At 43.0% G+C, this 13,794-nt stretch carries 10 protein-coding genes; 1 reads left to right on the top strand and 9 read right to left on the bottom strand.

The window, feature by feature from the left end:
- Nucleotides 1–224 precede the first annotated feature (224 nt).
- Nucleotides 225–1,049, top strand: coding sequence for an IclR family transcriptional regulator PcaU (gene pcaU / locus WH214_RS07935; RefSeq protein ID WP_004694744.1), 825 nt, complete (start codon nt 225–227; stop codon nt 1,047–1,049).
- 105 nt (nt 1,050–1,154) lie between these two features.
- Here pcaU and WH214_RS07930 read toward each other — a convergent pair whose 3' ends face one another.
- The 9 genes from WH214_RS07930 to astA all read right to left on the bottom strand — a co-directional run bounded on the left by WH214_RS07930 (nt 1,155) and on the right by astA (nt 13,782).
- Complete coding sequence (locus WH214_RS07930) at nt 1,155–1,967, bottom strand: DUF4198 domain-containing protein (RefSeq protein ID WP_339421522.1); 813 nt, start codon at nt 1,965–1,967, stop codon at nt 1,155–1,157.
- A 92-nt stretch (nt 1,968–2,059) separates the two neighbouring features.
- Entirely contained in the window at nt 2,060–2,869 is an 810-nt protein-coding gene (locus tag WH214_RS07925) for a hypothetical protein (RefSeq protein WP_339421523.1), read from the bottom strand.
- Nucleotides 2,870–2,933: 64 nt separating this feature from the next.
- Complete coding sequence (locus WH214_RS07920) at nt 2,934–5,180, bottom strand: TonB-dependent hemoglobin/transferrin/lactoferrin family receptor (RefSeq protein ID WP_339421524.1); 2,247 nt, start codon at nt 5,178–5,180, stop codon at nt 2,934–2,936.
- Between the two features lie 554 nt (nt 5,181–5,734).
- Complete coding sequence (gene alr, locus WH214_RS07915) at nt 5,735–6,934, bottom strand: alanine racemase (protein WP_339422944.1); 1,200 nt, start codon at nt 6,932–6,934, stop codon at nt 5,735–5,737.
- Between the two features lie 83 nt (nt 6,935–7,017).
- Nucleotides 7,018–8,517 (bottom strand): amino acid permease, encoded by a 1,500-nt coding sequence (locus WH214_RS07910; RefSeq protein ID WP_058952225.1) that lies wholly within the window; start codon nt 8,515–8,517, stop codon nt 7,018–7,020.
- Nucleotides 8,518–8,919: 402 nt separating this feature from the next.
- Nucleotides 8,920–9,897, bottom strand: coding sequence for a succinylglutamate desuccinylase (astE, locus tag WH214_RS07905; RefSeq protein ID WP_339421525.1), 978 nt, complete (start codon nt 9,895–9,897; stop codon nt 8,920–8,922).
- Between the two features lie 21 nt (nt 9,898–9,918).
- Nucleotides 9,919–11,259 carry an N-succinylarginine dihydrolase gene (gene astB, locus WH214_RS07900; RefSeq protein ID WP_339421526.1) on the bottom strand — a complete coding sequence of 447 codons (1,341 nt, stop codon included), beginning with the start codon at nt 11,257–11,259 and terminating at the stop codon, nt 9,919–9,921.
- Nucleotides 11,260–11,281: 22 nt separating this feature from the next.
- Nucleotides 11,282–12,751, bottom strand: a complete 1,470-nt coding sequence (gene astD, locus WH214_RS07895) for a succinylglutamate-semialdehyde dehydrogenase (protein WP_339421527.1) — start codon at nt 12,749–12,751, stop codon at nt 11,282–11,284.
- Nucleotides 12,751–13,782 carry an arginine N-succinyltransferase gene (gene astA, locus WH214_RS07890; protein ID WP_339421528.1) on the bottom strand — a complete coding sequence of 344 codons (1,032 nt, stop codon included), beginning with the start codon at nt 13,780–13,782 and terminating at the stop codon, nt 12,751–12,753. The genes astD and astA overlap by 1 nt, the downstream gene beginning before the upstream one ends.
- Nucleotides 13,783–13,794: the final 12 nt, after the last annotated feature.

Raw genomic sequence — 13,794 nt, 5'->3', positions numbered from 1 at the left:
TACTGGAGGATGATTCAGCTAAAACCACATTCCCTAGTTTTTCAGTTCGATTTCCTTATCTGTTCATTTTTTATAATTTCTCCGCTTTGGGATAGATAGTGATCATAGGTTTTGTTCGATCATCGAACAAAATACCTATATATCGAACAAAACCTGATTATTTCACTCTGATTTCACGTTATAGTAAAAATAATGAAGAAATAAAAATGGATAAAGGGAACACGATGGAAGAAACAACCGAGACAAGAGAAAAGTGTCTTCAACACAAAGACAATAAAAAAACCATTCGACATGAAGATTTTGTCGCAGGTATTAGTAAAGGCATGGCCATTCTCGACAGTTTTGGTACTGACCGACATCGTTTAAATATCACTATGGCAGCAGAACGCACAGGCATGACCCGTGCCGCGGCACGACGCCATTTACTCACCCTTGAATATTTAGGCTATTTAGAATCTGATGGTCATTATTTTTATTTAACCCCTAAAATTCTTAAATTTTCAGGGTCTTACTTGGGTGGAGCACATCTTCCCAAAATTTCTCAGCCTTTGCTAAACTTGCTCACCAATCAAACCTCACTCATTTTTTCCGTTATGGTTCTAGATGGCTATGAAGCCATTACCATTGCACGCAGTGCCGCGCACCAGCAAACGGATCGTGTCAATCCTTATGGCCTGCATTTGGGAAATCGTTTACCTGCACATGCGACATCGGCAGGCAAAATTTTACTGGCCTATCTAGATGATCAGGAACAATGTGAATGGCTGAATCAATATCCGTTACAACGCCTAACCAAATACACCCATACCAACAATGAAACGTTTCTGGCCTTATTGCATGAAATTCGAGAGCAAGGTTGGTGTTATTCATGCGAGGAACATGAATTGGGCGTACATGCCCTTGCCGTTCCGATTTATGGGCAACAGTTAAAAGTGGTTGCAGCCTTAAATATTGTTTCCCCTACCATGCGCACAACCAAAGAGTATTTGATTCAACACATACTGCCATTACTACAAGAAACCGCACGCGAACTACGCAATATTCTTTAATGCTTAAAAGAAAATCACGCAGTCCTTATCATATATAAGTCTATGATTCAGCCGAGAGGAGCTAGAACAGCTTTCTGTGAATTTTCTCTTTGTCTTAGCTTAAGTTTAAGGGTTTACATATAAACTCAAAATCGTTCTATAGACCTGAGCACTGGGTCGAATCTTTTCAGACTGTTCTGGTGAGGTGATGGTGACAAGGTACTGCCCGACCACTGAAAATGGCAAAGTGACTTCACCCGAACCATTAGTCTCCAACTGGATCGCTTTTTCAGCCTTTCCCAATGTGGTGGCTTGCTTTTCTAGTGTGACCTGAAAACCTGACGCAGCTTTATTGCCCAAATTCAATTTCACTCTGAATGGTGTTTTTAATGAAATTTGATTTGGATGTCCTGAAAATTCCAAACTTAAACCTTGTTGCGTGGGGTCTCGCTTCACCTCACTATGTTGTTGCTTAGAAAAATAACTCAGCAACTGATCAACACGTTGCACAGTAAACTGCTGGGTTTTCGCTTGTACTTCACTTGGGGTGACAAAGTGACGTTCAGCCAGTGGCGCTAAATCTTCAGCTTTTGCATCTAAGACACGCAACCAACGCTGCCCCACTTTTGCATATTTAAGCTCACCTGTTCGAAGTCCAGTAACTGTATAAGTTCCTGCATGATCCGTTTTCACATCCGCCAAACTTAAAGCTTTACTATGACTCAGGGCTAACTCTTGAGTTTCACCCTTCGGCGTGAGTACTTTAAAGTTAAAGCCTTTAATCGCCACTTCCGAGTCAAAGGCTTGCTCTGCAAATCCTGCCAAAATTGCAGTGTTCCCACCTTCCACCACATAACTGCTTGGCGCCACAAAGGGTGCATGTGCCCAACCATTTGCGACCAAGATACTCAGTAAGCAAGCCAAACCTATTTTTTTCATCGTTGATATTCCATTGATGTATCGTTGTCCATCGTCTATCTCATCAGTTTTACCTTTAAGCCATCCATAGATGGCTTAAAGGTATGGCTGGTTTATTGCACTGAGGCTTGCCCTACTTTTTTCGCATACTGTTTAATATCGTTTGCTTGAATGGTGGTTTTACCCTTTGCAATGGCTTTGAATTGCTGTGCAGCAATCTCCTGCATTTGAGTTGTACCAGTCGCCAAATTACGGTCAAAACGTTGCATAAACTCATCGACATATTCTTGTTCAGTCACAATCAAATCTTGATTGGTATCGGTCTCAAAATATTGTTTATCGCGCGCTGTTAAATAGTCGCCCAAAGTCACATAATTTTTACCCTGACCATATTGCGCGATAAACTCATTCACATTACTTGGCATCGGCATTGAAATGGGTAATTTGGCACGGAAACCATCATGTGTCCCTGTATTTGCCCCAGCCAACTTTGCATCTTCAGCATTAATCAAACCATCTTGGTTCTGATCGAAACCATCAAAAGTCTTTTCACCTGAGGCTTGGAACTCTTTCAATGTCAACTTTTGATCTTTACTTTTATCTAAAATACCGTAACGGACATGCGCCTGTTTTAAAGACATTTCGCGTCGTTGCTTAAGTACAGGGTCTAAACGTGCCTGTTCAAATTGTGCAAACTGTTCGGCTGTCACTTTTTTAGTGGTCGAAAAAAGTGCGGCATAATCCTGCGTATATTGCTGTGTTACCAGTGCAGCACTCGGTTGTTTATTTTCTGGATGGTAAAGTGCATGAATGGCATAAGCTTGTTGGTATACATCCGTTTGTGCTGTTTTCTCTGTAGCTAAAACACTCGCTGAAGCACTGAGCATAACGATGCCCGTTGCCAATGTGGTCATAATTTTCATGGTGATTTCATTTCCTGAAGGTTAAGTTTGCTGGATGGAATCTCAGTTCTATCTAGCGTTGAAATTAGTATTTAAATTCGATACTTGCGACAATATTACGACCCGGTTCTGCGGCACGATCGATCATCACTGCTTTATCTATGGCATCGAGAGTACCCACCGATGCATAGTTCCAATAGGTTTTATCAAACATATTGTTTAAAGCCACATTCAGCTTGGTAAATTTATTGATCTTCCAATACGCAGATAAGTCAAAAACTGTATACCCTGCTACTGATTTATAGTTTTGGGACTCGCCATCTGGTTGGAACGAACTAGCATCTATAGATGCCGTTCTTGAACCAACAGTAGTTGCTGTCAAGCCCAAGCCAAATTTTCGGTTTGGATCATCATAAGCAAAGGTGAGACTGCCTTTTTCCGGTTGAACAGAATTTAAACCAGTCTTAGTACCTTCTTTATTCTTGGCAGCACCTTTGGTTTTCCCTGCAACCAAAGCAAGACTAAAACCATCCGCATTTTCGATAAAGTGTCCTAAATCTATACGAGAAGAAAGTTCTGCCCCCCAAATACGTGCATCAGCAATATTCTCGGCACGGTAAACAAGGAAATAACCTGGAACTGATACATTTTGATAATCGATGAAATCACTATAGGCTGTGTAAAAAGCCGTTACGTCTACTTTGATCCCATCGAAAGCAGTATTTTTTAAGCCAATTTCAAATCCATCACTCGTTTCTTTGTTTAAATTTGAATTTCCCATCACCAAATAGCTTGCACCATTTGAAGTTTCATAAGACCCACCCATTTCCATTGGAGATGGAATACGTGCACCGCGTGCATATTTAAAATAGCTATAATTTTCTGGGGTAAACTGATAAGCAATCGCTAGACTCGGTGCAAAATAAGTAAAATCTTTATCTTGAATACGTGAACCTGATTCTTCAGGTTTGTATTGCTGATGCTCCAAGCGCAAAGATGGTGTCACAGAAAGCGTACGGCCATAGGGTTCAAAATTAAATTGATCTGAGATATAAGCTGCATAACGATCCAATACAGAATTCGTTAAATAAGTACCTGAAAAAGGTGGGATTTTACCATTACTCCTTACTTCCTTCCGATCACTCGAATATTCTTTCCGATCAAAAATAACACCATACTTTAAAGCCTGACTTGATAGGTCTTTGTGAGCATCTAACTTAATACCGACGCTAGTCTGCTCATAGGAATTCAAGAAGTCTCGAATATAAGTCCCAGTATCATAAATAGTTCGTGTTTCATTATTTGATTCTTGATACCATGCTTTTGTCGCTAAACGATCAAACAAACTCAAGCTTTCAGGCTTATAAATATCCTCTAAAGAGACTGTTGTTCTGTCAATTTTTTGATGTTGTGTTGCTGTATCTGTCTTAAATGCAATAAATGCCGAAGCATCCATTCCCAAGGTATTGGCTTCCTTTCGGTAGGTATCTACAGCGAATTTCAGTTGATGTTGATCATTTACACTCCAACTAAAGTTAGCTAAAGCAGCGTCCAAGTCCCAATCCGTTTTAAATGCTTTGGTTTTAGAGTTTCCATCGACTTGGTGACCATCACGATGTGCATAAGCAACTAAGGCTTTTACCTTGTCGCTTCCTATCGCACCCGTTACCGAACCTAACCATGCTTCATCCGCAGAGCTATAGCCTGCTTTGGCAGTACCCGCAATGGTTTTTCCATCTATCAAATAATCTTCTGGAGATTTATTTTTAAATGAAACTCGCCCACCGATTCCGTCGGTAGATGCATCAGTTGTTCCGGAAACAATATCCACAGCATTAAGCATTTCTGGCTCAATATAGTCACGTCCTGCGCCACGTTTACTCATACTCGATGGCGGCATATAGGGACTAATTGAAGCTTCTGCAATATCAACCCCATCAATATCTAAGCCAATACGGTTGGCATCAATACCACGGATATTATAACTACTTGTACCCGCACTATCGATATAAGTACCACCACCGTAAACTGAAAATGGCGCCTGTACTAAAGGCATGTACTTCACGATACTTGCCATATCGGTCACCCCAGTTTTATCTAAATTTTCCCGATTAATCGTTGTCTTAGAAACTGGGGCTTGATCTTCATGTTCAGCATAAACCGTAATCTTTGGGAGTGAGGCTGAAACTAAAACATTGTCTTGTGCAAAACTGTTAGAACACAAACCTGTGGTCATAAGCACAGCCAAACATAATGATAAATAGCAAGGTCGGAGGTTCAAACTTTTAACTTCATCGCCCGAAAATTGCGACTGATATTGATTCATACTCATGCGGTTAAACCCACCTTTTAAATGATATTGATAATCATTACATATTATTCAAATTACTTTTCCATGCTCTTAAGGACGGAGGCTAGGAAAGATAATTGATATAGGGATACTTAGTGGATGCGAATCATAATCAATTAGATTATTATTTACAAATAGTATTTGCTTTTATTTTATTTTTCCAGCGAATCAGCCTGTTCAAAAAATAGTTTTTTTATTTCAATGCTTAACTCAAGCTGACTAGCTTCTCGATCGATTTGTATACAAAAAACTGTCAAACTTTAAACCACATATCGAGTGTTTAAAGCGAAAAATGACGGGACGTTATCATCCATTCCAAGAATCTCAATACAGTTCAACTCCACCCTTAAACTTCAAATCATCGATGCTAGAAATGAAAAAGCAGTGCATATCAACATATGCACTGCCTTGAATAAAACCGTCAGTTCATTCTTAAAAACAATATTTTAATCATTATTAGACACAGGAATAATGCCCAAACCAAACGATGATTTTGTCAGTGAGGAGGTCAAAACAACAGAGTCCCTCCTTTTACTCTACCGAACTATAACTTTCGGATTCGAGTTACCCCACATGGTGTAGACATCTGCCAGCAAAGCGCCATTGTATTCTTCCAAATCACTTTGCTTCACTATTGCGCCCCCTTGTTCGCCAAACAGGACCACTTCATCATTGGCACGAATATCTGGAAAATCAGTGACATCCACCATGGTAGTATTCATGGAGGTGCGCCCGACTACAGGCACTTTATGCCCTCGAATCAATACATAGGCTTTATTACTAAACGCCCGTCGATAACCATCTGAATAACCAAGCGGCAAGTTCGCCAATAGTGAATCACGCTTCAAGGTATACGTTTGGTCATAGCCAACTGTTGTGCCTTTCAAGTAGGCATTGACTGTTGCCACTTGGGTTTTAAAGGTCATCAGCTTTTTATATTCAACTCGATCTGGAAGGCTGTCACCATAAATCACACCGCCTGCACGCACCATATCTAGGTGTGACTCTGGAACCGTTAAGGTCGCAAAAGAATTTGCAGTATGTAAAGTCAGCGCTTCTCGCTTTAATTTGGCTTTTTTAATTATCCAATCCGTTTGCTGGTTAAAGACCGCCAAACGTTCACGCACATATTTTTCATCTTCCACAGCATAATGCGTCATGATGCCCACCAGCTTTAAATTTGGCAGTTTGGTCATGCGTAGCGCTTGCTGTTTACCTAGTGCACTGTTCAGCTCTAAACCGTTTCGGTCCATCCCCCCTGCATTTAAACCCAAATGATACGCAAGGGTTAAACCTTGTTGTTTTGCCCATTCTGACAGGCGCTGTGCTTGTTCATAGTTCCCCAACAACTCTTCCATGTTTAAGGAAGCAGCATTTTGGATTTCTTGATCAGTCGCTGCACGTAATCTTAACAGCCGTCCCTGATAACCAGACTTGCGTACCATCGCGGCTTCGGCATTACTGGTGATGCCGACACAGGGCACATTGAGCTTAATAATACTCGGCATCAACAGTTCAATCCCGTGACCATAAGCATCGGCTTTCATGACCGCACAAATTTGGCTTTTGTCCTGTAGTTGCTGTTGTAAGGTCTGAATATTCTGCTCAAAGGTCTGCGCATTAATTTCGACCCATGCATTGGCCTGTGGTGCTGCCACTTGTGTCGCTGAAAGATGTGGCGTCAATAACGGTGCGGCAAAACTGCTCTGTATATGTAGTAATCCTGTACCCAACATGCATACCCAAAGTGTCGCTTTTTTCAAAATAAATCCCTCTGCTTTGCGATAAAAATAAAGGGGGAAAACTCCCCCTCTGTTCCTTAATTATTTTCTGGCATTTCATCCTGTTCAATGCGGCGACCATGGGTCAAAATCCAGTTACGCTCTGCATATTTTTTCGTTTTATAGTAATAAGCAATACCTAATCCAATAAACCAAAGTGGAGAGAACGCTAACGAAATCATGGTGTCATGATCGAGCGCCAAAATCGCTACCACAAAGATTAAGAACAATAAGGTAAACCATGCCATAAAACGTCCACCCGGCATTTTATACGCTGACTGTTCATGCAGTTCAGGCGCTTTTTTGCGATAAGCCAAGTACGACAAAATAATCATGGCAAAGGTGAAAATACATAAAATCGAGGTGAAGGCTGAAATGATGATAAATGCCGTCATTACATCAGGCACAATGAACAAAATTGAAGTACCTACCACCACACAGAACATCGAGAACATTAAACTCAATACAGGCACTTTGCTTTTCGACAGTCGAGCAAAGCTTTTCGGTGCATCTTTTTCTACCGCTAAACCGAACAACATCCGGCTGGTGGCAAACACCCCACTGTTCGCTGAAGACATGGCAGAGGTGGCCACGACAAAGTTGACAATACTGGCTGCTGCAGGCAAACCAATTAAAGTAAACATTTCAACAAACGGACTCTTGTCAGGTGAAATCTGCGACCAAGAAGTGACTGCGATAATACAGACCAAAGCACCGATATAGAACAATAAAATACGTAATGGAATTGAGTTAATCGCGCGTGGTAAAGCATGATGCGGATCTTTGGTTTCTGCTGCTGTAGTACCCACCAACTCAATACCAACAAAAGCAAATACCGCAATTTGGAAACCAGCTAAGAAGCCCGTTAGACCATAAGGGAACAGCGACTCTTTCTCGACCACATGGGCTAAAGACGCTTTCACACCATCTGGGGAGACAAAACCAATCGTAATCAGATAAACACCGACCAACAGGAACATAATGATCGCTATAATTTTAATTAAAGCAAACCAGAACTCCACTTCACCAAACAGTTTTACCGCAACAAAGTTCAACAAAGTCAAAATGGCAATGGAGGTGAAGGCGGGTATCCATGCGGGGAGATCGGGATACCAAAACTGTGCATAACCTCCAATCACAATCACATCTGCGATTGCGGTGACAATCCAACTGAGCCAGTACGACCAACCTAAAAAGAACCCTGCCCACGGCCCCAAATAAGCCGTTGCAAAGTCTGCAAAAGATTTGTAATTGGTATTAGAAAGCAGTAATTCCCCCATCGCACGCATGACAAAGAAGAAGAAGAAGCCAATAATAAGGTAAGTTAAGATGATCGAAGTACCCGACACAGCGAGTGTCTTGCCCGACCCCATAAAAAGACCTGTACCAATCGCACCACCAATCGCAATCATCTGAATATGACGATTGGTCAGTGAGCGTTGCAGTTGTTCTTCCTCAACTGACTCGTAATGATGTCCACCCAGTAAATCACCGTCTAAAGGCTCTTTTTGTTGATGGGTCTGTTTTCCATTCATCATGTGTTTACTCCAATTTACAACCCAATGGGTGTAAATATGGGACTCAGATTTAGATAATTCCTTATTTCATCTCAGTCCAAAATTAAGCTACATATTATTTTTCAATAACATTAATTTTTTTATTCAGCACCACACTATTCATCTCTTTATGGCGACAAAATAATACTCACACAGGCTGCAAAACCCATGCCTAATTTAATTACTTAATATTAAAAAACAATAACTTAATAAAAACACAACGCAAAATCATCCATCGATTATAAGTACCCTTATGATCGACAGATGAAAATATTGAATTAATATTTTTCTCAATATCCATATATTCAATTCCATTGAAAATTAATTTAACGACTTAAGTTCGATAAACCACCATCATCACATTTAATAAATTGACTGAAATCATCAAGGATGAACCTCAGTTAATATCAGCCCTGCTCTTAATCCCTTTTTCACTTGAGTATTCGGAAATAAAATTCGAACCTGCTCAGGTGCAGTCACATACGGTTTGCCCTGTTGCAGAGCAATCACGGCATCGGTTTCGAACACGGAAAAATTAGGCGCAGAATCTGCCAAATTAAGCTGGAAGTCATCTTCAGTTTTGATGATCGAATCAACGACTCGAAAAGTTTGAATTGCTTGTTTTTGACGGATAGGTAAGGACTGTTCACTCACCACGGCGCGAAGCACATGATTAATCGCGGCGAAAGCTGCCAAATCATTTTGGCCAAAGGGTTTGGCATGACCAAGTTCGAGGGTCGAACTGGCTGCTTGAAACTGAGCGCTGCTAAAGTGCGTAAAGGTACGACCTACGGCATTGTGATACACCACGGCATCCAGTTCCGCAGCTTTTAGGCTGTCCAGCATCACCGCATCATAGTCATGGATTTGATATGGAAATAAGGCAAAAGTCGGCAACAAAGATGGGCGAATCGCAGTGTGCAAATCGTAATGATAGCGTCGCACTTGAGCTGGACTATCATTAAAAAAAGCGGTGACGATCTGTTCTAAGACCGCCACCCGCTGCGCTTCAACTGTGTCGGTAAATTGTTGATAGGCCCCGCAGAACATGCGGTTCATATCATTTTCAACATAACGTTGCCCTGCGCGAATCGCGACAGGGTTACCTAAAATCAGTAATAACTTAACCTTGAGCTCTAATGCCCCTGCAAACAAATCTTGACTAAGCTCCGCCAACAATTCGATTGGCGCAGTTTCATTGCCATGCACACCCGCGGAAAGCACGACTGCTTTTTCATAAGCCTGTTTTGGCGTAAAAGATAAAACACCTTCAACCAACCACTCCCAACGAAAATCATGCTGTACGCCATGCGCTACAGTCGGGACACGTTGTGCTAAAACATCACCTAGAAAATCGATCATCTGCTTTCCCTGCACGATTGCTTAACGTTGGAAGTGATACACCGAACCTAAGTTCAAAATTTGCGTCAGTTCATCTAACGCAGTACGGCTTTCAATCAGTAATTGCGGGTCAGCCAAATCTTGCTGCGCCAGCTGGTCGCGGTAGTACTGATCCACCCACGCATTTAAACGGGTAAACAAGGCATCATTCATGAACAGGTTTGGATTGATTGCATTCAACTCCGCTTCATTCACCGCCACACGTAAACGTAAACATGCAGGACCACCGCCATTGCGCATACTTTCACGCAGGTCGAAGACTTTGATGTCATCAATCGGCGTGCCCATTTGGATCATGTCGTTTAAATAGCCCCACACTGCTGGGTTTTGACGTGACTCTTCAGGCACCACAATGCTCATACCGCCATCGGCACGCGTGAGCAATTGGCTATTGAACAAATAGGTATTCACCGCATCTTTCACTGATACACGCTGATCAGGCACTTCAATGGACACGAACTCGTGACCCAAGCGCGCCATTTTTTCACGAATTTCTGACAACGCTTCAGATTGATTCAAAAATGCATGCTGATGGTGAAACAGGACGTTTTGGTTACTCACCGCAATCACGTCGTTGTGGAAGACGCCTTGGTCAATCACATCAGGATGCTGCTGTACAAACACCGTTTGTTCCGCTTTGAGTTGGTGTAAACGTGCTACTGCTTCACTCGCTTCACGCGACTGGCGTGCAGGATAGTGTTTCGGACCAATACCACCACCGAGGAACTGCTGACCATAGACAAACACTTGTACGCTGGCTTGATCATAAGCACCGCCTAAACGGTTGTGGTTCGCGGCACCTTCATCACCAAACAACGCCACTGGTGGTAAAGCTTCATGATGAGCAAAGTGACGCTCATCATTAAACATTGCCGCCATAACACGCGATGTCGTTTCATGCTCAATCGAACGGTGGAATTTGTTGTTCAAGTTTGCCGCAGTAAAATGCACACGACCATCTGCACTGTCCGCCGACGGTGAAACCGTTGCCGCATTGGCAGTCCACATGCACGATGCAGAACTCAAAGCGGATAATAATGCAGGCGAAGTTCGCATGGCTTGTTCAATCACGCTGTGATCATCACCGCGAAAACCCAATTTGCGTAAAGTCGGGACATGTGGACGTTCTTGCGGTGCAAATACACCCTGCTTTAAGCCCATGTCGGCCAAAGCTTTCATCTTTAACAGACCTTGCTTGGCAGCCAACTTCGGGTTAGAGACATTATTTTGGTTTTTGGTGGATGCTTCGTTTCCGAATGACAATCCCGCATAGTGATGCGTTGGACCGACTAAACCATCAAAATTAATTTCATAGCCTGACATTTCTAAACTCCCTTTTGTCGACTTACAGCACAATGCCTGGCGATAATTTTTCAGGTAGGCTTACCTGCTGACTTTCCAATGATGCCATTGGCCATGCGCAATAATCTGCGGCATAGAAGGCACTGGCACGATGGTTTCCTGATGCACCTACACCACCAAAGGGTGCAGCACTTGACGCGCCTGTTAATGGTTTATTCCAGTTCACAATGCCTGCACGCGCTTCAATCAATAAACGATCAAACAGCTCACGGTCAGGTGAAACTAGACCCACCGACAAACCGAATCGAGTGCCATTCGCTAGTGCCAAAGCTTCATCAAAATGGTCATAACGATAGATACAGCTCAATGGGCCAAAATATTCTTCGTCGGGTACGTCGCTGATATGGGTCACGTCTAAAAGACCCGGACTTAACAAGCTGCTGTTAGCATCCGCTTGAGTAACAGGGAGCAGAACTTGAGCCCCTAAATCGATCAGGCGTTGTTGTGCTTGTAGAATTTGCTGTGCAGCATGCAATGAAATCACACCACCCATAAACGGTTGTGGCTGAGCATCCCACTGACCCACCACCAAGTTACGACTGACTTCAACCAGACGTTGAATGAAGGCATCGCCTACAGCACCATTTTTAATGATTAAACGGCGTGCACAAGTACAGCGCTGACCCGCTGAAATAAAGGCAGATTGGACGGTTAAGTTCACCACCGCATCAATGTCGGTAATCTCGTCGATAATTAATGCGTTGTTACCGCCCATTTCTAGAGCGAGAATTTTTTCTGGAGCACCAGCCAATTGTTTATGCAGGTGGTAACCGGTATTAGCACTGCCTGTGAACAACAAACCATCAATTTCATGCGACTGCGCAAGTGCCTCACCTGTGCTACGACCACCTTGCACCAAGTTCAACACACCTGCAGGCAAGCCTGCCTCATGCCATAACTTCACGGTTTCTTCCGCAGTCCACGGCGTGAGTTCACTTGGTTTAAACACCAAAGTGTTTCCTGCAATCAGCGCAGGGACAATGTGACCATTGGGTAAGTGACCTGGGAAGTTATACGGGCCGAATACAGCCAACACACCATGCGGACGGTGACGTAAAGACGCAGCACCATCTGGCATTTCCGCCAGACTTTCACCTGTACGTTCGTGATAAGCACGTACTGAAATCGCCACTTTGCCAATCATTGACTGGACTTCAGTCAACGTTTCCCAAATCGGCTTACTGGTTTCACGACTAATAATCGTTGCAAGCTGTTGTTTGTTTTGTTCTAACAAGCTGGTAAATCGTTGAATAATTTCAAGGCGCTCAGCTAAAGGACGGCGTGCCCAAGCGGAAAAGGCTGCACGTGCAGACTGACAAGCCTGTTCAACTTGCTCAGCCGTCGCTTCTGCACCGTGCCAAATTGTGTCTTGCGTAACTGGATCGAGTTTGTCCCATACTGCACCTTGCGCTGGAGACCATGTCCCGTTTATATATAAATTCCCTTGTGACATTATTTTTGCTCCATCTTATCTAAAGGCAGCATACGAATGCTTTGCCCTGCTTGCACACCAAGGGCATGCGCTTGTTCTACCGTTAAACTTAAACTGTCAGACTCAGCCGCATGCTGAATTAAAATCGCGCGATAGTCTTGATAGCGATCATTCGCCACCAAATAACGCCCTGCACCTTCTGGTACGCTATCGACAATTTTGACGGCACAAGTGTGACTTTCTTTGACTGCACGCAGGCTACTGACTTCCGCTTCAAGCGTCGGGCCTGCATCGAAAATATCGACATAACCTTGGTAACACAGCCCTTCTGACTCCAACACACGAGAGGCAGGAACAGTCTGAGGATGCACCTGTGCAATCACTTGTTGCGCGGCCATCGGCAGTAAGTCGATATACACAGGAAAACGTGGCATCAACTCTGCAATAAAGACTTTTTGTCCAATACCGCTGAGATAATCCGCAGTCGAGAAATCCATATTGAAAAAGTGATGACCTAAGGCATCCCAAAATGGCGAACGACCATTTTCATCCGAATAACCACGCATTTCTGCAATCAGCTTATTTTGAAAAGCCTGTTTGAAAGCTGCGATAAACAGAAAACGGATCTTCGACAGCAGTTTTCCATTTTGGTCTTTGCGGTACTCTGGGTCTAAAAACAGCGTGCAGAGTTCGCTACAACCAGTATGGTCATTGCTTAAAAACAGCGTATTTAAGGTTTTATAAACATTCAGAGTTTGTGAGGCATGGACTTGTTTGCCCACATGGTAGTTATAGAAAGGCTCAGTTAAACCCACTGAAACTTCAATTGCACTGACGCCAACCACACGTTGTAACAAGGTATCTTCTAATACAAATAAATAGCCCTGTTCACTCGGTGTTGCCTGACCCGCTAAAGTCTTTTGCGTACGTGCAATACGAGCCGATAAGATCTCTTTATTTTGGGGTAAAGAAGTCAGGCCAATGCCAGACTTCCCCGCCAGAATGTAGATATCATCTAAATCTCGATGCTCTGCATGTCTAACAATCATCATAACCAGTGGCCT

Origin of the sequence: Acinetobacter sp. MYb191, assembly GCF_037572605.1 — a bacterium.
Lineage (GTDB): Bacteria > Pseudomonadota > Gammaproteobacteria > Pseudomonadales > Moraxellaceae > Acinetobacter > Acinetobacter johnsonii.
Note: the sequence above shows the minus strand (reverse complement) of the source record. Positions and strands in the feature narration are given on the sequence as shown.

Coding starts and splice junctions, on each gene's coding strand:
- pcaU (WP_004694744.1), top strand. CDS start 225: ATGGAAGAAACAACCGAGACAAGAGAAAAGTGTCTTCAACACAAAGAC.
- WH214_RS07930 (WP_339421522.1), bottom strand. CDS start 1,967: ATGAAAAAAATAGGTTTGGCTTGCTTACTGAGTATCTTGGTCGCAAAT.
- WH214_RS07925 (WP_339421523.1), bottom strand. CDS start 2,869: ATGAAAATTATGACCACATTGGCAACGGGCATCGTTATGCTCAGTGCT.
- WH214_RS07920 (WP_339421524.1), bottom strand. CDS start 5,180: ATGAGTATGAATCAATATCAGTCGCAATTTTCGGGCGATGAAGTTAAA.
- alr (WP_339422944.1), bottom strand. CDS start 6,934: ATGTTGGGTACAGGATTACTACATATACAGAGCAGTTTTGCCGCACCG.
- WH214_RS07910 (WP_058952225.1), bottom strand. CDS start 8,517: ATGATGAATGGAAAACAGACCCATCAACAAAAAGAGCCTTTAGACGGT.
- astE (WP_339421525.1), bottom strand. CDS start 9,897: ATGATCGATTTTCTAGGTGATGTTTTAGCACAACGTGTCCCGACTGTA.
- astB (WP_339421526.1), bottom strand. CDS start 11,259: ATGTCAGGCTATGAAATTAATTTTGATGGTTTAGTCGGTCCAACGCAT.
- astD (WP_339421527.1), bottom strand. CDS start 12,751: ATGTCACAAGGGAATTTATATATAAACGGGACATGGTCTCCAGCGCAA.
- astA (WP_339421528.1), bottom strand. CDS start 13,782: ATGATGATTGTTAGACATGCAGAGCATCGAGATTTAGATGATATCTAC.